Annotated in this window: 9 protein-coding genes; 2 read left to right on the plus strand and 7 right to left on the minus strand. The window is 44.4% G+C overall.

What is annotated here, in order from left to right:
* Positions 1-44: 44 nt before the first annotated feature.
* From COV52_07200 to COV52_07210, 3 genes are read right to left on the minus strand one after another with little or no spacing between them, the layout of a single operon-like run.
* A complete protein-coding gene (locus COV52_07200) occupies positions 45-584 on the minus strand; it encodes a hypothetical protein (GenBank protein ID PIR10821.1) in 540 nt (179 codons plus the stop codon).
* Entirely contained in the window at positions 581-2,044 is a 1,464-nt protein-coding gene (locus COV52_07205; protein PIR10822.1) for a hypothetical protein, read from the minus strand. Before COV52_07205 ends, COV52_07200 begins: the two co-directional genes overlap by 4 nt.
* A 55-nt stretch (positions 2,045-2,099) precedes the next feature.
* Positions 2,100-3,356 carry a magnesium/cobalt efflux protein gene (locus tag COV52_07210; GenBank protein PIR10823.1) on the minus strand — a complete coding sequence of 419 codons (1,257 nt, stop codon included), beginning with the start codon at positions 3,354-3,356 and terminating at the stop codon, positions 2,100-2,102.
* Between the two features lie 136 nt (positions 3,357-3,492).
* Between COV52_07210 and COV52_07215 the strand changes: the two genes are divergently transcribed.
* Together COV52_07215 and COV52_07220 are read left to right on the plus strand one after the other, a co-directional pair.
* Positions 3,493-4,890, plus strand: coding sequence for a signal recognition particle protein (locus tag COV52_07215; protein PIR10867.1), 1,398 nt, complete (start codon positions 3,493-3,495; stop codon positions 4,888-4,890).
* 292 nt (positions 4,891-5,182) lie between these two features.
* Positions 5,183-15,883: a hypothetical protein gene (locus tag COV52_07220; protein ID PIR10824.1), complete on the plus strand. Its 10,701-nt coding sequence runs from the start codon at positions 5,183-5,185 to the stop codon at positions 15,881-15,883.
* Positions 15,884-16,116: 233 nt separating this feature from the next.
* On the opposite strand, the gene COV52_07225 is transcribed toward COV52_07220, so the two are convergent.
* The 4 genes from COV52_07225 to COV52_07240 form a co-directional block, all read right to left on the minus strand.
* Entirely contained in the window at positions 16,117-16,446 is a 330-nt protein-coding gene (locus COV52_07225) for a hypothetical protein (GenBank protein ID PIR10825.1), read from the minus strand.
* A gap of 12 nt (positions 16,447-16,458) precedes the next feature.
* Positions 16,459-17,460 carry a hydrogenase expression protein gene (locus COV52_07230; protein PIR10826.1) on the minus strand — a complete coding sequence of 334 codons (1,002 nt, stop codon included), beginning with the start codon at positions 17,458-17,460 and terminating at the stop codon, positions 16,459-16,461.
* Positions 17,461-17,522: 62 nt separating this feature from the next.
* Entirely contained in the window at positions 17,523-19,052 is a 1,530-nt protein-coding gene (locus COV52_07235) for a hypothetical protein (GenBank protein PIR10827.1), read from the minus strand.
* On the minus strand, positions 19,049-20,539 hold the full coding sequence (locus COV52_07240) for a hypothetical protein (GenBank protein ID PIR10828.1): 1,491 nt from the start codon (positions 20,537-20,539) through the stop codon (positions 19,049-19,051). The genes COV52_07235 and COV52_07240 overlap by 4 nt, the downstream gene beginning before the upstream one ends.
* Positions 20,540-20,763: the final 224 nt, after the last annotated feature.

Here is a 20,763-nt window from a genome sequence, read left to right on the forward strand (position 1 = left end):
GCAACAACCCGGCTTTTTTCTGAAAAATTTGACGAGCGAAAAAATCACCTCAACGCAGCAAACTGCTCTCGCATGGCAGCGCTTGAGATATGGCAGTTTTCGGGGTTTTGTAAAAACCGAACCAACTCATCAGACGTACCACGGAAAAGCTCTTTTTGAGAGTGATCCCGATAAGTCGCACGAAGAACCCAAATGCCATTACCTTCCGCACAGTACTCTAACTTTTCTTCACCAGGTAAACTGCGTTTTCTACCATACACACGACTACCTTCTGGTAAGGCATTAGCCAAATTAGCCAGCTGCGATGACAAAAAATGACTATCACCCCCGCCGTCGTTCATTAACACAACAACCTCCCTTGCAACATGGGAAGCAAGACCGTTGCGATAGCACGCTTTAATCAAAAACTGAAAATCAAACATGTCTCGAGAAACGAACTCATTACCTAAAGCTAAAATCAACAAAGGCTCATTGTCTTCAAGACCACTAAAGTCCATGTTACGGGTATATACAACAAAAGAAACAGAGGAAAAATGACTGGCAGCCAACCCTTTATCTTTTGCCCTTAAAAATAAAATCCTCATTGTTGATAGCCTCCTCGGTTCATAAAGCTAGGGCCTGGATTAGAGCTATCAGGATTTTTTTTAAGCTCTTGATCGATCCGGCTTTCAACACGTTTTAGCATTTGCATCGTACGCGATTCCCCACGCAGCACCAATCTGCGTGTTAAAAGTCTATTGCTCTGAGCGGTTTGAACAATTGCCTTCAACCTATTCATTGCTTCTTTCCGATCACCGCTCATATCAAGTGTCTCAATTTTTGCTTTTAGCTCTCCCAACTTTTCAAGCTTATAGTTTTGAGCACGACTAATGAGGCCACGCTTCCTTTCCGCAGAGATTTCACTGATACGCGCTTCAATTAGCATCACAGCAAATGATACAACCTCGAAATATGCGTCTACCCTTTTAGTGAGCTCTGAGTCTGCTCGCCGACGATACTTGGGATTTTTAGCAAGCGCCTTGCCAATATCGCCAGAGATTGCATCAACACCCCGCTTTTGAGAAGTTCTCATAGCAGCATCAAGCCTGGGCTTTAAATCCTCAACAAAACGACGCGTTGAGTCATTCAAACCTTCCGTTGAGGCTTTTTGATCAAGGTAGGCTACAAGACGCCCTGCTCTGTGATAGGTGTTACCAAACTGCTGCGAAGCAAATGGGTTCGAAGAGCTTACAGCATTAGCACTAAGCTTAAAGGGCGCATCAAGATCAGCAAACGATGCAAGCACCGTCTCAGGGTACTTTTCATCGATAACTTGCTTCGCTGACCCAACCTCATTTTCCAGCTTCGTGATAGCTGAGACTACCTTTTCAAGGGCTGATGTTTTAGACCCAAGCTCAGGTGAGTCCGGCATTAGCATTTCAAGCTCATTTTCAATCTCATAGCGTTGTGTTCTAAGCTGCCTTAATTCAGCCTCCATGACGCCAAGCTTACGTTTAGCGTCATCAAACTGCCTAAGAGAATCAGCGCCATCGATTTTACGAGCAGTAACGGCTATTTCGTCTTCATACCGGCGAAGTATAAAATCCCTCACGTCGTTAGCATCCAAACTGACAGATAAGGATTTTGACGTTACCGCGCAAACAGTGATATTGTCATAGCCCCTTTGACGAAAGCCTTCAGCAACCTCACGAGCGTAATTAGTACCGGAAATAATAAGCCCCACACCGCAGGCAAAAATATCAAGGGTTTTTTCAACACTTTTATCATTTTTTGGCAACCAGTGTAAAGCAAGAAAGCCCGCAAGCTCATCCGGATGCAGACGGAAAGCTGTGCTAAATCTGTCAGGCGAGCCATGCCCCACTAGCGTCAAATGATCAGCCTTAGACCAAGAATAATTCGGAGCTTCAGAAACAACGGGCAGACTAGTCTGAACATGCACCTCAACACTTTCAAGCTGCTTTGCCCAATCGTTGGCGATACTCGTCACTAGATCATCGGTATCAAACGCAACGATAGCGCGGCTTCCTTCTTTTCGGTTATTCACTCCTGCCAAGAAAACACCTCTTTAAAATAATAAACTTCCTGCTCATTATAACGCCTTAGGCCGTTTTCACCACCCTCACCCGCGCCACTTTACGGTGCTGCACTGAAATCACCTCAAGCTCATAGCCGGCCACAGTGACCTTATCGCCTTGCTTAGGAATCGCTTGCAGTTTTTCTACGACTAAGCCGCTTAAGGTTTTGGCTTCGCGGATCGGCAAGGTCCATTGCATGAATTTATTCAGCTCACGCAAATAGACATTACCATCGACAATGTAAGCATCACCCTCAATCGGCGTAATGGACTGCTTGATCGCGGCCACATCGCTATCGAGCTCGCCCACAATCTCTTCCAAGATATCCTCGAGTGTGACCATGCCTTGAATATCGCCGTATTCATCCACCACCAAGGCACTACGACGTCGGCGGCCCTTAAACTTGCTTAATTGCGTGATCAACGGTGTGCCTTCGGGAATAAAATAGGAAGGGTGCAAAGCGCGCACCAACGTTTTTTTCGTAAAACGGTTTCGCCCTAGCAAACGCAGCGCATCGCGCAAATTTAAAATACCAAGCACATTGTCAAGATTATCGCGATACAAGGGGAAACGAGTGTGCTCAGCGCGAATCAAGGTTTCGATAATCGCCGCTTTGGATTGGTTTACATCAATGCCGATAATGTGCGAGCGCGGCAACATCACATCTTCCACTTTGATTTTATTCAAATCCAAAATACCTAAGAGCATGTCTTTGGATTTGCCGTACATCGCATCGGGGGATTCATCCACCACGGTGCGCAGCTCGTCGGGATCCAAACTTTCTGCGCCCTCAGAGTGACCTTTAACGCGAATGCGAAACAGCCCCAAGAAACCATTCACAATCGTGTTGGCCAACCACACGATCGGGTAAATCAACCACATCACCCAGGTCAGCGGCAGAGAATAAAAAAAGGCCAAACGGCTGGGGTACATGGCCGCCACAGTCTTCGGCGCAATCTCTGCAAAAATTAACACCACCAAGGTCAGTAATATCGTGGCGACCACAATACCGGCGTTGCCAAACACATACACCGCCAAGAAAGTTGCTAAGCTCGACGCCAAAATATTGGCAAAAGTATTACCGATGAGAATCACCCCGAGCAGACGATCAGGTCTTTCCAGGAGTTTTTCCACACGCTTGGCCGCACGATTACCTTGCTTGGCCAAATGGCGCAAGCGATAGCGGTTAAGCGCCATCATGCAGGTTTCAGAACTTGAGAAAAAACCCGAGATAATCACCAGCAGCACAATCGCCACCAGCAATGTCATCACCAACCCCATGTGTACCACAAGCCACGCCCCCAATGAACTGCACTCATGATGGCACAAATGTTGCCCGGATTGAACCCCATTCGCATTGCAGTCAAAAGCTCAAACCGGTAGAATGGCCTCATTTTTCAGCCAAGAGAGCCGCACCATGTTCGATAATTTAAGCCAACGCTTAAACCAGACCGTCAAATCCCTCACTGGCCGTGGCCGTTTAACCGAAGATAATATCAAAGATGCCTTGCGCGAAGTGCGCGTTTCACTCATCGAGGCCGATGTCGCCCTACCGGTGGCCAAAGACTTTATCGAACGTGTTAAAGAAAAAGCCTTAGGCGAAAAGGTGATGCAAAGCCTCACCCCGGGCCAGGCGCTGATCAAAGTTGTTAATGACGAACTGACTGAACTCATGGGTGGCACGCAGGCTGACATTAATTTCAACGCCGCCCCACCTGTCGTCATCCTCATGGCCGGCCTTCAAGGTTCGGGTAAAACGACCACATCCGCCAAGCTCGGTCGTTTTTTGAAAAATCAGTATAAAAAATCCGTGCTAGTCACGAGCGCGGATATCTACCGCCCTGCGGCGATCAAACAGCTCGAAACGCTCGCGAATGATTTAGACCTGCATTTTGAGCCCAGCGAAACCAGCGAAAAGCCTTTGAAGATTGCTGAGCGCGCCATCGCGCGCGCTAAACGCGAACAAATCGATGTGGTGATTGTCGATACAGCCGGTCGCCTGCATATCGATCACGACATGATGGATGAAATCAAAACGCTGCATAAAGCCATCAAACCCACGGAAACCTTGTTCGTGGTCGATAGCATGACAGGTCAGGACGCGGCCAACACGGCTAAAGCCTTTAACGACGCCTTAGAAATCACCGGCGTGGTGCTCACCAAAATTGATGGCGATGCTAGAGGCGGTGCTGCTTTGTCTGTGCGTCAAATCACAGGCAAACCGATTAAATTCATCGGTACCGGTGAAAAAACCGACGCCTTTGAAGTGTTCCACCCCGATCGTATTACCTCTCGCCTTTTAGGCATGGGTGACGTGCTCTCTTTAATCGAAGAAGCCGAACAGAAAATCGATAAAGACAAAGCGCAAAAAGCCGCGAAGAAATTTAAAAAAGGTAAAACCTTTGACCTGCAAGATTTCTTAGAACAGATGGAACAAATGGAAAAAATGGGCTCCATGAGCTCGCTGATCAGCAAACTGCCCGGCATTCCTAACATTGACCCTGAGCTAGTCAAACAACAACTCAGCGATAAAAAGTTCGCGCGCATGCGTGCCATTGTGCATTCCATGACACCCAAAGAGCGTCGCTTTCCGGATGTGATCAACGGTTCACGTAAAAAACGCATCGCCACGGGTTCCGGCACGGAGGTGCAAGACGTTAACCGCTTGCTGAAGCAATTTTCTCAAATGCAAAAAATGATGAAAAAGCTCAGTAAAAAAGGCGGCGCCATGAAAATGATGCGCCAGATGCAAGGCATGATGGGGCAAGGTGGCGGCATGCCACCGATGGGCGGCGGCGGTTTTCCGTTTTCATGATCGAAACCCGGGTTATCGCTTCGCTCAACCCAGACTGCATTTTATCGCTAACGTCATTGCGAGCGAACGTCAGTGAGCGCGGCAATCTTTTGAATCAACCTGGAGATTGCTTCGTCGCTACGCTCCTCGCAAAGACGGTTGCTACCCAAGATTGCCCCCTAACTTTTTTTGTTAAGCTCTTCGCGATAAACATAAAGAGATCTTCTACTCAATTAATGCTAATCAATCAAACACGGGGGTGCATTTTCTTTTCTGGATACCCTAGCCCATTTAAAAATAAGATTTTTCCACTATGACAAAAATACAAACCTGCCTTACTCACGAATTTGACCATTCTGAAATAGCAAAACTTCTTGCAGGTGTCACTGCACCTATGTATACCAGAGGCACCTCTTGGGAGGGTGGAAACACGAGGATTGCTTTAAAACTCTGGCGTTTGTTTTTGGTAAACTTATTAGAAGAACGCATCGAGGCGCCGGCGCAAGGTTTTTACGAAAAATTAGGAAAGCATTATTCTAATATAAAAACAGCGGTACAAAATATTCAAACAACAGAGGAAATCGCGCACCAGCTCGCTTTCGTCCAACAAAGCCAACCAAGAGAAAAGAAAAGATTTTTTGAAAAAATGATGGAAAACATCAGGGAGGAAGTGAAAAAGCTAAAAGATGGAGATAAATTAATTATACCAACAGGGTATAGCCTCGTTGGCTTGCCGGGTCATACGATGCTTGCCAGAATTCAAAAAACTGGCGGCACTTTTTCGATTGATTATTTAACCACTGGGGCGGGCCTTGAGCAAGGTGAGCGAGTTATTTTGGGAAGTGAAATTTATGCAACACCCTGGGTTTCGAGAGTACAAAACATATTGCCTGATGCGCTTTGGGAATATCTTTCTTCAGAAATCAAATGCTATCCGTCGAGTTGTTTTTTTTCAACTAAAGAAAGGACTCACCTGTTTAAAACTTATCTTGTTCCACAGATCCCGGAAATTTCTTCATTATTCAAGTTCGAATATGATGACTGCCTATCACCAAGCGAGCTTACTGAGCTAAAAAATAGCGATCATCCAGGTGTTACTTCATATGCACTAATGAACTTTTCCGCTCAGGATATTCAAACATTAAAAACACTCACCGAAACACTACAAAAAACATTAAACAATCAGCAAGAGGCCTTGTTTAAAAGAATTCAGGCTATTAACATTAATCGTAATGACTATAAAACGATGGCCTTTACCCCTGAAGAAGCCGGGCTTCTTAAAGAGTTGCTAAACGAAAGCCGCCTTTACTCTCTCAGCCAAAAAATCGTTCATATCAAGTGTGAAAAGGTTGAAGCTTCGCATGATCAATTTGACCAAGCTGACTCTGCTTCCGCATTAATCGAAGGAAGAATCACTCCACAGTTCTCAGGAAATTGTTGGTATCAAGCTATTGAAGCTTACTATTTTTCAGAGGTTTTAAGCGCTGACAGGGAGTGCTTCGAACAAATTTTATGGCTGCTAAAAAAACAATTGTTGGCAGAGGCGTTTAACATCTTTCAAGAGAGCCAAAAAGCAGAGAATACGCATGATGGACAGGTTAGCCAGGAGACGCCTGAAGAAGCACCATTTTTTTTACTCAAAAGCTCCTTAAAACAATTTTTTCTGGAAACTAAAGCGCTTTATACAAATAAAAAAATATCAGCAGAAGTTTATCAAGACACCGTGGCCTGGTTAAACAGGAATGCTATCAAGGTGTTCAATAAAGAGCTCGATTTTCTGGAAAACACTAACATTGCGCCCACGACACCGCCACAGCTTCCCTCCTATGTTGACGTAATACAATTTCCTCAAGAAGTGCTCAGGGCTCCTAGCGCCCCCTCTTTGCCTTTTTACCCCACCTTTTCAGATTTGTCTCCAGAGAATTTACACCGAAAATTGCAGGAAATAACAGCTTGTCGAGAAATTTTAAGCAACCAACTTTCAGATAACGCCCAACATCTTCAGCACATTCTTTTGGCTGATTTTTTTCGCGCACTCCCAGCGCCCATCAAGGGTGATGAACATGATTTTTGGGCAAAGGTTCCGGAAAATAACCTTGCTGAGATTGAAGTGCTTTTATTTGAGCTAATACTAAGTGACTACCAATTTTTTTCCGCCCGCATTAGTTTGTTAGTCAAAAAGTATACGGGATTATCCGCGCTACAGATCGCACCACTCATTAACCAATACATCATTTTTGTATCAGCTTATGCCGTATTAGTGCGTCTAAACTTGCGCGAAACAAGCCCACTGAGTCAATATCTTAAAGAGGGTGTATTTTTCATCCTTATCGAAACCGATCAAGACCCACGCTCACTTCAATCTTTCTTGGCAAACTTTTCTGCAACTGATGCCCCCCTAATCAAACGTTATCATCAATCACTATATTTTTTACAAGCTTTAAGCGAAGGAAACAGCCGGCCTGTATTTAATTTTTCCAATGAAACCTCACTTAAACAAGAAGACCTTGCAACGAACTTAGATCTTCGGATGCTGACTAATTTTCACGAGACATCAGTTATCAAATCACTGGGCGATTTCTTTGGCAATCTACATACGGTAGCCATTACAAAAGAAGACACGCCTCAACCCCGTTATGCACGATTATTATATTTATCCTTGATGGTTAAACAAGGATTAAAGCATGATCCAAGCGGATCGTTTTTCATCCATGGACGCTTCTTTTTTTTAGACAAACTGAGTGGTTTATCTCCGAATCTTTTGTTAGGTTTAAAACAAGAAAGCACAGAAAATCGCAAAATCGATGCCGTTGCGTTTAAAATTATTCCGCGTCGTTTTTCCTCTAGATTAGTTATAGATAAAGATCTTCCACCTGAAAATCAAACCATTCTGGACACGTATCGCCTGGCAGGACAAGAAATCAGCCTGCCGCACAGCCTGCATTTAGAGCTCCAACAACTTCGGCAGGAGCCAAATCTTCAGATGGTAAGACTATTAAATTTTCTTAAATCGCACCCTATTGCTTGTGAAAATGTTAGGCTATTAGAGTACCTATCCGCGGTTTTCTCAGAAATTCGCCAACCGATTTTAGCGACGGGTGAACACCCCGGTCTCTTAGCACAAGAGCTTTCTTTATCCACTGCTTTCTTACCGTCTCTGCATGATTTTCTTGAGAACGTCTTAGATGATTTTTCTCAAAACAGTCGCCATAGAGAAATTTATCGGCAGTTCCTGTGGTGGCTAAAAGTCACGCTGGATCAGATCGAAAAATTAAAAGCTTCTTCGGGTGACGATATTAGAAATTTTCACGCGCTTGCGCTCTGTCAGGTTCAGAAAATTTCCAGATTTTTAGAAGACGAACGATTGTCAAGTTCTGAGCGAATGAGCTTCCTGATTGATCAACTGGCTCTGTTGGTTTATGCGGGATCATATCAAGAAATTTATTTGAAACGAGTCGAGATTCAAGCTTTAGAAGTAGGCAATATCGAGCTTGGCTTAGAAGAAAATCTCACTATAGTCACCGTCATGCATGAGTTTTACCAGCAGCATTTCGATTTAAATGTGGAGCTTAAACCCTTAGTTTTGCAATTATTATCATCTTTTTTTGGCCCAGATGCGCGGTTTAATATTAGGTATAATGAAAGCGAACCACATGAAACCTTATGCGAATCATTAACCGAGAGCGTTCCCTCGTGTGAGTTTGACTCGCGCTCTGGGCGCTTCACAAGAAATCACCTTCCTTTTGGACAGTTGCCCCAAGAAATTTCAACACACACAGACTATTTGCGGTTTTTTGAACATCGCCCACATATGCTCATTGCCCCTGCGCAAAGCTTTCTTGATGGGGAAATTTTAATTTACTCAGACCAACGTTATACTATTTATTATTTTCCCAAAGTGAGCCAATTTTTTAATAAAATCCAAAACTATCAATATGTGTTAGCGCTCACTCATCTCAAAGAACCCCTAAAACCTGATGAAGAAAAAAATATCTTAAAACTCCTTTGGAATAATGATGACCTATATCAGAGCACACTTCCTTGGAGTGAAAGGCGCAGGCATTATAAATCAGCGTTACGAAAAAAATTTATCAATGATCATTTATATAACCTACCCATCTCGATTCAGGAGTTAATTACTTTTAAGGCCAATAAAGGGCTGATTATTCAAGAGCGTCAAAGAAAAGACATTTGGCAGGTCATCCCTCACTCAGTCATTACACAAAGTCGATTACCCCCTTCGTTAAAAAGCGGATTTGAATATTTTGCTGTGCGTAAGGCCGACGGAACGAAGGAGGTTCGATTTGTCTCAACCATGGGAGGAGAAAACTTCGTTGCTTTCTTTTCTGAGGTGAGCCCGAATATTTCAGAATCACGAGCATTGGGTCTTGAACGAGACCAACATTCCCTTGATCAAGACATCCAACGTATATCAATTGAAACAGAACATTTGTTGTCAGGCGAAAAAGGCAATTCAAACGTCGATGTTTATTTTGTTGACGAAAACGGGAAGCCTGATGGGTCTGCCATCCAATCCGAACCTCATGCTTTGTTTAGAAACTTTTGCCCGGGCGAAGGGATTTATCATGCGAAACGTATGTATTTCCCCCACCTTGGATTACGGTTCACGGTTACACAGCAAGATAACGAAGAAATTGTAATTTTAAATCACCCCTATTTTTCAGAGGCATTAACGGTCTCGAATCAGCAAGAATTTCGAACTCTTTTCCGAACTTTTACTAATTATCTCGTCGTAAAAAATACAACAGGAAAATATTATGTATTAATGCCAGATGATTCGATCAAATCAACTAGCTATACAGGTCAAATGCAATTAATTCAATATGACCCAATCTTTGCACTTGCAGATTTCAGACCAAATTATGTAACGCATTTACAAGCCATCCTAACTAATCTTTGGCATCCAGAACGTGACTATATTTACCGAGGTACAGTTGAAAGAATCTTAGCCATCAATATTCATGAGTACAGCCAAAATCAACTTTATCAAAACCTAGGTTTTACATTTGATGAGATATACTGGCTTAAGTCGCTGTTAAAAAGAAACGGATATGAAAAGTTAAGCAATGAACTCAAGTTAATAAGCTCCCCGCCAAAAAAAAGGGAGTTTTTTGCTTACTCACTTAACAGTGATCACCAGTTATTTCATAAAGCTCACGATATAAAAGCGTTATTTCACTTGTTTGCCATCTATTTAGCCGATCAGCAATACTTTGAAGCAAATAGGCTTTTGGTCTATTTACATCAGGATAGACCCTGCATTAGTACCGAAGCGCTTCCTTATTTCACAAGACTCTTTCAGCAACCTTTTTCAACTCTCATGCAGCCAGAAGCAATAACCTTGCGCCTAAAGCTTTATCTTGTTTATTTCAACCAACAATCACTCATTTCTCTTCATTCATTTAACTACAAGCACCAACATGAATTTGACCAAAAATTAGTAGAGGCTTATTTAGCTTATATTGATTCAATCACTTATATCTCAACCGACTTAAAACTCAGCGCGGAAGAAGAGCTCTTTTTGTTAACAACAATGCGTAAAGCTTCTATTTTATTACTTCAAAATCCTATGCTTAGCCTTAGATATGAGGCATTGAAGTCCCAACAAGCCATTCCTGCAGCGTATATAAAGCCACAGCCTTTGGGTAGGACCAGCAGTATTAATATTCTGATGACCCAACTAGAAAAGAAGCACTCAATAGTTTACGTCGATATTGATAGAGGACACTCTCAAAACCATCGCCGCCCTGTTAATGGCACTGTATTGGCTACAGTCAACTTTCCAAGCTTTACCTTCCCATTGGAAAATATTTTTAGGGAACATTTTCAAGAAATCCCTCATGAAGAATCAAGTCAAGTATCACTTGCCAGATTGATCACGTCAGGCTCAGAAGCAGAAAGCATTATGCTTGAACACCCGATGGCCCAAACACAGCTTCAAGAAATTGAAGCATCAACTCATAGATTTTTAACAGAAAAAGCCCCTCGCTTGACACTAAAAAACACAGCGTCCGAGCTAGCCAAAACGCTACTTGATTTTACTGCGCAACTTGAAGAAACACGAAAGAAGCTGCTTGAGGCCATTGAAAAATTTTTTCGTCAAACGGGAGAGGCTTATATCCCAAGCCTTACTGAGCATACGCTCGAAAGAGAGCTTGGCTTTTATGAACCACTGGATGATGCCTTTTTAATTAGATTATTTAATGAAGCAGACATAGAAACTTATAAGCGTGTTTTGCCAAAAACACCTAATATTAACCAAAAAATACCGGCGTTACATGTTTTAATTGCAGAGTATCTATATACTCTGGTGACTCTCGCACAACTCAATTTGGCGACACAAAAACTCGATAAATTGACAAATCAAAATCCACAGCAACTTGAAGACATGATACAAGAGATTGGTGGAATCATTAAACAACAACGCCACTACCAATTAACCGAGCCTTTTGCACACTTACTCTTAGCATTCGAAGCCAGAGAAGGGTTTATGCTTCGACCCGCACAGTATCAGCTCTTTCATGCCGTTAGGCAGGAAGATGCCAAGTTCTTCCAGGCTGTTACGGGTGATGGCAAGTCCACCCTCCTCCCGGTTCTAGTTGAACTTACACGGCAGCAAGCCCAAAAATCACTAATTATTCTTGTGCCAGACACACTAGTAGATTCTACGATTGCAAAGCTCAGATTACAGCTTTACCCATTAGGCAAAGGTGCGGCGACTTTTCAATTTTTCCCCGGCGTCAGCGATATCAAAAAAGAGCTCGAACACTTACAGGATGTCCTTTTACGCAAAGAAGCCATTGTGATGAGTTATGAATACTGGCAATTTTTAAAAATTGCTTATACACAAATTATTTTTGACTGCCAGGGGCACGATGAATATGAGTGTGATTATAAAACACATCAAGAAGTCATTAAGCTACTCGGGGATTGTGTTGTCTTTGCCGATGAAATAGACCGCCTTCTTTCACCTTGTAGTGAAACAAAATTAACTCATGGGGCGCCACAGATTTTGCCCTTGTATTACTGGAAAATCAGTCAAACATTCCTAAGCTTCTTTAAAGATCCTGACATCCTTGCTTTGTTACAAGCAAGGCATGAGCAAGGTATTCAGTTAAAAACACGCAAAAATGACCATACCCCCGTTGTTTTTTATCTTCAACATAAAGCTTTTTACCACGAAACTTTACGACCGATTTTAATCGAAAAATATTTTAATTACCTTTGTGATAATGCCTCTTTAAAGCTGAAAGCTTACTTAGCTGAACACAAAACCCATATTGTTCAATATCTTCATGATAAGCCTACCACTGAAAGAGCCTTTACTTTGACAGATATTTTCTCATCGTTTTCTCCAGAGACATCTCAAGAAGAAAGAAAGGAAATAGAAAACCTTCGATCCTTTCTCGCCTTAGGCAAGGCAGCTGTCAACCTTGGCCTACCTCATTGCCTTTCCAAACAACCCGGAAAAGATTTTGGCAGATATGTGACTTCTGTCAGAAAAAAAGACTCCCCTGAAGTGGAGGTGATTTATGATGAGAACAGCACATTATCTCAGCCTCGAGAAGATACAAAGCCTATAGGACGTGACACTTTTTTTAAAGATCCTCTGATTACGATTCTTTTTACTGTATTGGATCACTATGATTATGGTTTACGTCAAGATGAGCTAGTGCGTTTATTTACTGATCTATTAGAACAACGTAAAAGAGAGAAGCTACTCGTCCCCGATCATGCGGAGGTTGAATCAGAAAGACTTTTTAATACGTGGGTAACCACGGTTGACACTGCCACACTAAACCATAAACTCAAATTATCTCTATTTGATTTAAGCAATCCAGATGACATTCATTTGCTGATGAATGCTTTCTCGATGAACGCTGAGGTTATTAATCATTTCCTGCTTGCTTATACCAGCACTGAGTTAAGAACTTACCCCTTAGAATTTTATAACGGACCCTATGACCTTGTTAACCCAATACTTAATGGCGCTTCTGCCACACTGGGGCCTTTACCGACCCGCATGGAGATCATTTTAAACCCAACAATTCTTGGCCAGGTTTTTCATTACCTCCGACAGAAAAACAATCAAGCCACTCATGTGCTTTCTGAGCTGTCAACAGAAGCCTTGCTGGATCATTGGTGCACTCAGATCACTTCTGGCAAACGTGTTTTAATTGATGCAGCAGGCATTTTAGATGAACCCAACTTAAAAATAGCCCAACGTATACTCGGCATGACAGGATCACAGAATGTTCAGGCAGCTATTTTTTTGGATGATGAAACGGGCGAAAAAATGGTTTTATATCGTTTTGATAAAGAACCAAAAGCACTGGGTGATTATCCAGAAAATTCGATCACCTTTTACTCCAATCCTTTTGTGCGTGGAATTGATATCACCCACCCCGACGGCACAGAAGCTTTAGTTGTGGTTAAATCAGTGCATGATATTGCTGATCTACTACAAGCAATTGGTCGAATGCGCCGTTATTTAATGAGCCTGGTTGAAGAAACCAATACACAAAAGATCCAGCTCGGGCATGGGTTTCATCTAGTGATTGACCAATCAACTGCGCGAGAAATTCGGCGCTTCTTAGATATATACCCTGAAACAGTCATCACACTGGACCACCTAATGGTTTGGATCATATTAACCTCGATCAATAATCAAGAAGATACCCTATTTTCTGCTATTCAACAGGAAATTGAAAGTGTCGGAAAGGGTTCGTCATTCGAGGAACTTCAGAAAAACATGTTATCTCTTCTCGACCCCAAGAGAAAAGAATATCTCGCCCTGCTTCTTAAAAGACAATATCGTGAAAATCCACTCACGGCAGAAGCGCGTTATGGCTTACCAACTCGTTGGGTTAAAACGCGCGAGGTATTTTTAAACAGCGCCCAAGAGCAAATTGAGTTTTTAAGTCAAATAGAGGTTATAGAAGATCCTTTAGTTGACGATACCCTTAATAGCTTAATCCCTGAGGGTGCGATATTACCTCCGGAACTCGAAAAAGCCTTAAATAAAATGATGCATGCCGCAAGAAAAGCACGAGCATTGATGAAAAACCCCAACATACCAGGCTACGAAGGTGTCAAAACAAATCCAACAACGGAAAACAAAAGCAACAAAATAGGAGAAAAAAATGAGGCTTTAGACAAGCTTTTAAACAATCCCCGTATTGACCTGCTACCTGCAGGTGCGCTACTGAACGACGACCTTAGTGCTCAACAACATCAAAGAAATCGACAAACTGTTCGGGTGAATCAACAGCAAGAAGAAGAACAAAAAGTTGCGACCAATACCCAAGCCGCCGAAGAAACCAGCTGGGCAATGGAAGCTCTATTCAATCCAGACTACTGGGAATCACCTATTGAATTTACAAAAATGCGTAACGCAAGCCAGGTTTTATTTCCAGAGAATGTATATATTTCAAATCGTTTTTTAGAGACGACTAATTATTTTGATCCTAGCAATATCTTTGCTGAAGAACTGACAAAAACAGGTGTTGAAGTTTTAGTCGATGCGACTAATCCTCATGAGCCTATAGTCGCCTTGATTTCGGCCCATGAAGCCGCTGTCCTCAGAGCACTTTTACACACCCCAAAATGGCAGAATTCTCAGCGTGCTATAGCGCTCTTTAACGCAATACACCAAACCAATATTGAATCTTTTTCACATACGAACAGCTTTCGCCTACCAGACCCATTAAAAGAACAATTAGAGGCTTTATTTTTGTTTGTGCGTATGTTTTATGGTGAAACGCACCTCGACACTGAAAAGCACTGGGCTCAAGCCATTAACTGGGTAAAAGCACGACATGCGCTCCCAGAATTTATTACTTTTCTGACACGTAACTTTGGACGAACACGACAAAGTAGCGCACATTTTGAAGAGTATGTCGCACCTCTTTTGGACGGCAGCTTTGTTAACGCGAAAGAACCTAGCGATCAGGAGTTAGCTGCATTAGCTAATGCAGCCCCAGATTTCGTTGATGCACCTGACATAGACACTACACTTGCAATCAATAGTAAATTACCGACTGCCACTGTTTTATCAACCACCGTACCTGTTGAGGATTATTCACTTTGGATGCAAGGAGACAGTCAAACGGCCTTGGTTGAAAGGCAGGATCGCCCAACACCTCAACCGGCTAGCACCGCGTTAGAACCTGCCCGCAAACCCTTAAGTTTCGCTGCGAATCAAACCACGGCTTTAACACTCTTCTTATCAAGGACTGAACATACTTCAAGCTATCGCAGCCAAACGTCGCTTGCTGGGCAAGACCCAAGAACCGGACAACCTATTTTTATCGTCAATATTCAAGATGAAGTGGGAGAAACCGCAGGCTGGATCAAACTGTACGCTCACCCCATGTTTTGCCGCTCTGAAGATGGCGCTCGTCATAACATCATAGGGGCTGGAGGCCTATTTGAAGATTTAGATTTTGAAGCAAAATCAGCGCAAGAAATTTGCCAATATCTCCCACCGACCATGTTTGAAACCGTCGCGCAATCTGCTGCGCGCTCAGGATTCAACAGTGCATTATTTGCCACAGGAAATGTGGCTGGATACGCCGCCGAAAAGAAAGGTGTTTCGCGCCCTTGGGCAACCATTATTGGGAAAACAGCGGGTTTAGGCTTGTTCTTCGTTTCAAGGGTTTGCTCACACCTTGGCGATGAATTTTCTGCTGGCCCCACAGAAAGCCTGCTCAAAGCATTAAGTGACACGGTGCAAATGGCCGTCGTCAATATCGGTTTTTCAGCAGGGGCTCTAGTGTTCAACTGGTTTTCAAGCAAATTAAAGGCGCAGGGTTATTCTAAAGCCGCGTATCTATGCGATGGAGTAACGCGCTTCTTGCCTTATGCCACTTTTGCGCACCAATTTTCCACTCAAGGTCCGCTGCTGACCGTGGTTAATTTTGCTAGCGGTGCAGCAGCAGGTGAAGTCGTCAACCGCATCGGTACGAGCGTGGTTGACCATTTTATCCCTTAGACATTCGCTATACATTGCAGGTGGCGGCAGCGGGTTTCCGTTTTCGTAAGGTAGCAACCGTCTTTGCGAGGAGCGAAGCGACGCGGCAATCTCCAGGTTAATTCAAAAGATTGCCGCGCTCATTGACGTTAGCGATAAAAAGTAGCCTGGATTGAACGCCGAAGGCGTGATAATCCGGGAGAAATCAAACCCGGATTATCGCTTCGCTCACTCCAGGCTACCCAAGACGATTGCTACTTATCACTATCATTGTCTTGCTTGCCAGACACTGTGTTGGAAAACGCGTGCCAGCCTTGCTTGAAGCCCTCACCCACGCGTTTGGCGTGAGTTTTGGTCCACTGCCAGCCGGTTTTACTCGCCTCACTCGTGTTTTCACCCACGGTCTTGGCCTTTTCTTTGGTCCAATCCCAAGAATACGAGAATGGGTTTTGCTGAGCTGGCTGCTCGGTGATAACCGGTGCACTTTGTGCTGAAGTCGGCGCTTGCGCTGCATCCTTTGGCGCAGCAGCCACCGCAACAGACGCAGCCAACGCCAACGTAAAAATAAGCATCCATGGTTTCATAAGCCTTACCCCTTAAATAAATCGTGCAATTTCATCTTGATCAAAACGCGGCAGTGCGCGTCGCGTCTTGCCTTTGATTAAAGAGCGTTTACTGCTTTCTGTCAACACACCAATTTCAACCAACAGCTCGCCTTGAAATAAAGCTTGAATGTCGGCCACCTTATCTTCTCGACACACAATCAGCAGACACCCTGAAGCAATCAACCCCAGTGGGTCAAAACCCAAACAGTCAGATAATTGGCGTGTTTCTGACAACACGGGAATCGCCTGCTCATCAATTTCTAGGCCGCACTGTGCCACATCGGCCAGCTCATGCAATGCCGTGGCCAAACCACCCTCTGTGGGATCATGCAAACTCACCACGCCATCGGCATTAAACAATTTTTCGGCCGCCGGTAACACACACAAGCCAAAACGCTCGAGCAAACCTTCCATTGTATTGAGTTGCTCATCGATAATGTGCTCGGCTAAACGCTCGCGACAAGCTGATGCCAACAGCGCGGTGCCTTCGATCGCAATGGGGTTCCACAATAAAACCCGATCGCCCGGCTTAGCATTATGCGCATCAAAAAACGCGGGGGCTTCAAGCTTGCCTATCATCTGACCGATAATCACCGGCGTATTGACTGCGCGAGTGACTTCGGTGTGCCCACCCACCGCTTGAATACGATAAGTGCGCAAGGTATGTATCAAGCTTTGCCAAAGGGTTTGCAGAGCCACATCAGTGTAACCTTTTGGCAGTAAGATACTGGATAAAAAATATTTAGGGCGACAACCCAAACACGCCACGTCGTTGATATTCACCGCGACACTGTATTGCGCCGCTTGTTTATCGGGCGCAAACGTGATGGGGTCGGTGGTGACACTCCAATATTCACCTTGAAGTTTTAAGCCGGCCGCATCACAACCCACTTGCGGGCCTAATATCACACTGTCATCAATGCGTGGGATTTGCTTTAGCAAACCCGCGAGAAAATCGCTATGAATTTTGCCTAATGGTAATGCTTTAGCCATGCGAACCTCCTTTTGTGATCAAGGCATAAAAAACCCGGGCCTTACCCGGGTTTTGCCTAAGATTAGAAGTAGATACCTAACTGTGCAGTGATCGCATTCGAGCTCTTACCAAGCGCAGACGGATCGTAGGCGGTTTGAATCGTGCCGGCTTCGTTGTGTGTGGCCGAACTGCTCTTACCGTAGTTAGTGTCATGACGGAATTCAAACGTTAACAAGGTGTAACGTCGAATCGCCAACTGCAAAGCAGCCAAATAACGTGCTTCAGGAATATTAAAGCCCAACGCTTGGTATGAACGACCGTAGCTCAAACCAAAAGTCACCGGCATATTTAACATGTGGAAGTTGTAATCGCCTTCGACTGTGTACGCACTTGGCTTCGCACCACGACCATTATAAGAAATATCATTCGCAGAGAAGCGGCGCAAGGCACTTAAGTACTCAGCTAAAACGGTGAAATTCCCATAACCCAGGTTCGTGTGCACATCAGCCGCGTGCACGACGTGATCAATATTCTCAGCCGTTGAACTTTGATTAAAGCCTGTAAAGGCAGCTGAAGAACCCGTGTCTTGCATGCCATCAACATCGGCCATATTGCGTACCGCACTCACACCCACGTTCGCCGTAAACTTGCCGACTTTTCCATTGTAGCCCACATCCACACCACCATTATTGATGCGCGGGTCAGAACTTGTCGAGGCCGCACCGCGATACACAAAGGCTTCGGCGTAAGGACGGTTGTCATGTTGTGAACGGTAACCCACTTCCAGCGCACGCGCTTTGGTTTTACCCAAATATTTGGTGAGCGGATCGCTGATCATGATACTTGAATAGCGGCCAAATGGCACATACAACTGACCCAAGGAGCCAAAAATCGGCGACTTCATAAAGTTACCAATCGTCACGTAACCTTGATTTAAGTAAATGCGTGAATTATCTAAACCACGATCGGTATCCACAGCCGCAGAGTTATCATACGAAAACTCCATCAAACCCGAGACCCACGGCGTTACGACAGCTTGCGCCATTAAGTCCGCACCCGTCAAATCGATATCGCTGTTGGATTTACCTTGGTACGTGTTTGAGTACTGAGCGATACCCACAACGTCACCACTTAACACCAAACGCGGCAAGGATGGCCATTCACCCATTTCTTTTTTGTAGTACTCCATCGCCTTCTTCGTACGGTTAAGTAACTCAATATTTTCATTGATACTTGGCGCATTAATAATAAAGCTAGAACCGTCGTAGTGAGCCGGCACACCTGTCGCTGGCGCCAATACCACAGAGTTACCAAAATGAACATAACCCGGCGTGTTCACCACATAATGCTTCTGAGCACCCTTAAGGTGACCGTATTCTGTTTTCACATCTGTGGTGTTATGTCGAGCACGGTTGACGTGTTGCCGATGTTTCAGCTGAGCTTTTAAAGTACCCACTTGTTGTTGCAAGGCAGCCATTTGCTTTTGCATGGCCTGCATTTCTTGGGTCACTTCTTTTAGGGCGGCCGCATCCTTGCTTGAGCCATCGGCCGCCAGCACCGCTGTACTCACGGTGGCTAAACTAATAGCAGCAACTAAGGCCTTGATTCTCATGGGTTTAACTCCTCATTATTTAAAAGATAACGCCGCACCACGTTTCGCGACACGACAAAAATACCAGCAAACGCGAAAAGCGCAATGGCTGAGTTCAAAAACAGCGTTTCATAGATATGGCAGGCTTTAAAAATGGCCGCTTGAGAGTCCAGCTTGAACGAGATTTGACCATATTTTGACAGCACGCCGGTTAAAAATCCGGCAACGGCATTCGATAACATCCAGATGCTGACCAACAGTGTCTCCTTGCCCCTGGGCGCGAGCTTCGTGACCAAGGCCAAACTGATCGGCACCATGCACAACTCACCCATCGGGAAGACAAAATACGCTACCACCACAAAAAACGGTGAAGCATGACCGTGAACCAAGGCTGATTTCGCCGCGAAAACGAAGATCAAGAAGCCCAAACCCAGCATAGCCATACCCAAGGCAAACTTATCCGTGACCAAGGGTGAGCGCTTTTGCTTGGATAAATTCACCCAAAGTGTTGCCAAGAACGGACCGATGATCAACATAAAAATGGGATCCAAAGCATAAAACGCTGAGGTCGGAATCGTCGTACCCATCACCTTGCGATCAATAATACGCTGAATAAACAAATTCAACGTGGTACCGCCCATATTCAGCATGGCCTCAAACACGATCACACCTATAATGCCGATCAATATTAACAGCAAGTTTTTGCGCTCAGCCTGCGTACCTTTGATAAGCAATCGCGCCATCATGAGTAGTACAACGGCAAACGAGACCACCATCAAACTCGTGTCTAAATTTTTATACAACATCACATAGCACACCGGCACCATGCAGGCCAGCAAGCCATACACCAAGGTTTTCGATTTGAAACGCTTGTGTGGCGTGACCTGCCCTGTGGCACTGGGCATGCGGAAAAACGCCTGCAAGTGTTTTTGCCCCAAGATAAAAACGAGCAAACCCGAGGCCATCCCCACACTGCTTAAGATAAAGGCATAGTTCCAGCCAAAATGCTCACCCACAAAGCCGCAAGCAATCGGCGCCAACAACGCACCGACGTTTTTACCTAAATAGTAAAAGGTGAAACCCGCATCACGCTTATGTTCATTATTTTTGTACATTGCACTCAGTAAAGGCGGCAAGCTGGGTAAAAACAAGCCATACCCCACGGTGACAATGGCCAGGCCAATATACACCACGTCTGGCGCAGGCAATACCATTAAGGCATTGCCGATCGTCATGAGGCTCGCCCCCAAAATAATGGCCACTCGCGAGCCAAAGTAGCGATCAGCCAAATAACCGCCCACAATGGGTGTGCCAAAAATCAGCGCCATAAAGGTGCTGTAAACACTAAACGCGTGGCTGTCAGCAATATTAAAGGTGTGCGTAAGATACAGCACCAATAAGGCCGTGATACCAAAACGACCAAAGAGCTCCCACATCTCGGTGTAGAGCACCACATAAAAGCCTGGCGGGTTTTGCCTCAATCGAGACCTTAAAAGATTAAGCAACATAACAATTGTCCCAAAGTCGTTTAATAAAAAATGAAAGAAAACGCGGATACGAAAAAATTAGGCCCTGGCAGGCCACCAATAACAATAAGACTGTAGGACGTCTGTGTGAATCACTGGAACATTACCGCTTGATTGAAAAAACACGATACCAGATTTTACCAGGCCGTCAACCCGAAGATGCGGCGTGCTCCAAGCGCCGCCATTTACTTAAGGATATAAAAAAT

The sequence above is a fragment of the Gammaproteobacteria bacterium CG11_big_fil_rev_8_21_14_0_20_46_22 genome, assembly GCA_002796245.1.
Lineage (GTDB): Bacteria > Pseudomonadota > Gammaproteobacteria > UBA12402 > UBA12402 > 1-14-0-20-46-22.

Excerpts from the sequence above, each read along its gene's own strand:
- COV52_07200 (PIR10821.1), bottom strand. The coding sequence starts at position 584 with ATGAGGATTTTATTTTTAAGGGCAAAAGATAAAGGGTTGGCTGCCAGT.
- COV52_07210 (PIR10823.1), bottom strand. The coding sequence starts at position 3,356 with ATGGGGTTGGTGATGACATTGCTGGTGGCGATTGTGCTGCTGGTGATT.
- COV52_07215 (PIR10867.1), top strand. The coding sequence starts at position 3,493 with ATGTTCGATAATTTAAGCCAACGCTTAAACCAGACCGTCAAATCCCTC.
- COV52_07220 (PIR10824.1), top strand. The coding sequence starts at position 5,183 with ATGACAAAAATACAAACCTGCCTTACTCACGAATTTGACCATTCTGAA.
- COV52_07225 (PIR10825.1), bottom strand. The coding sequence starts at position 16,446 with ATGAAACCATGGATGCTTATTTTTACGTTGGCGTTGGCTGCGTCTGTT.
- COV52_07230 (PIR10826.1), bottom strand. The coding sequence starts at position 17,460 with ATGGCTAAAGCATTACCATTAGGCAAAATTCATAGCGATTTTCTCGCG.
- COV52_07235 (PIR10827.1), bottom strand. The coding sequence starts at position 19,052 with ATGAGAATCAAGGCCTTAGTTGCTGCTATTAGTTTAGCCACCGTGAGT.
- COV52_07240 (PIR10828.1), bottom strand. The coding sequence starts at position 20,539 with ATGTTGCTTAATCTTTTAAGGTCTCGATTGAGGCAAAACCCGCCAGGC.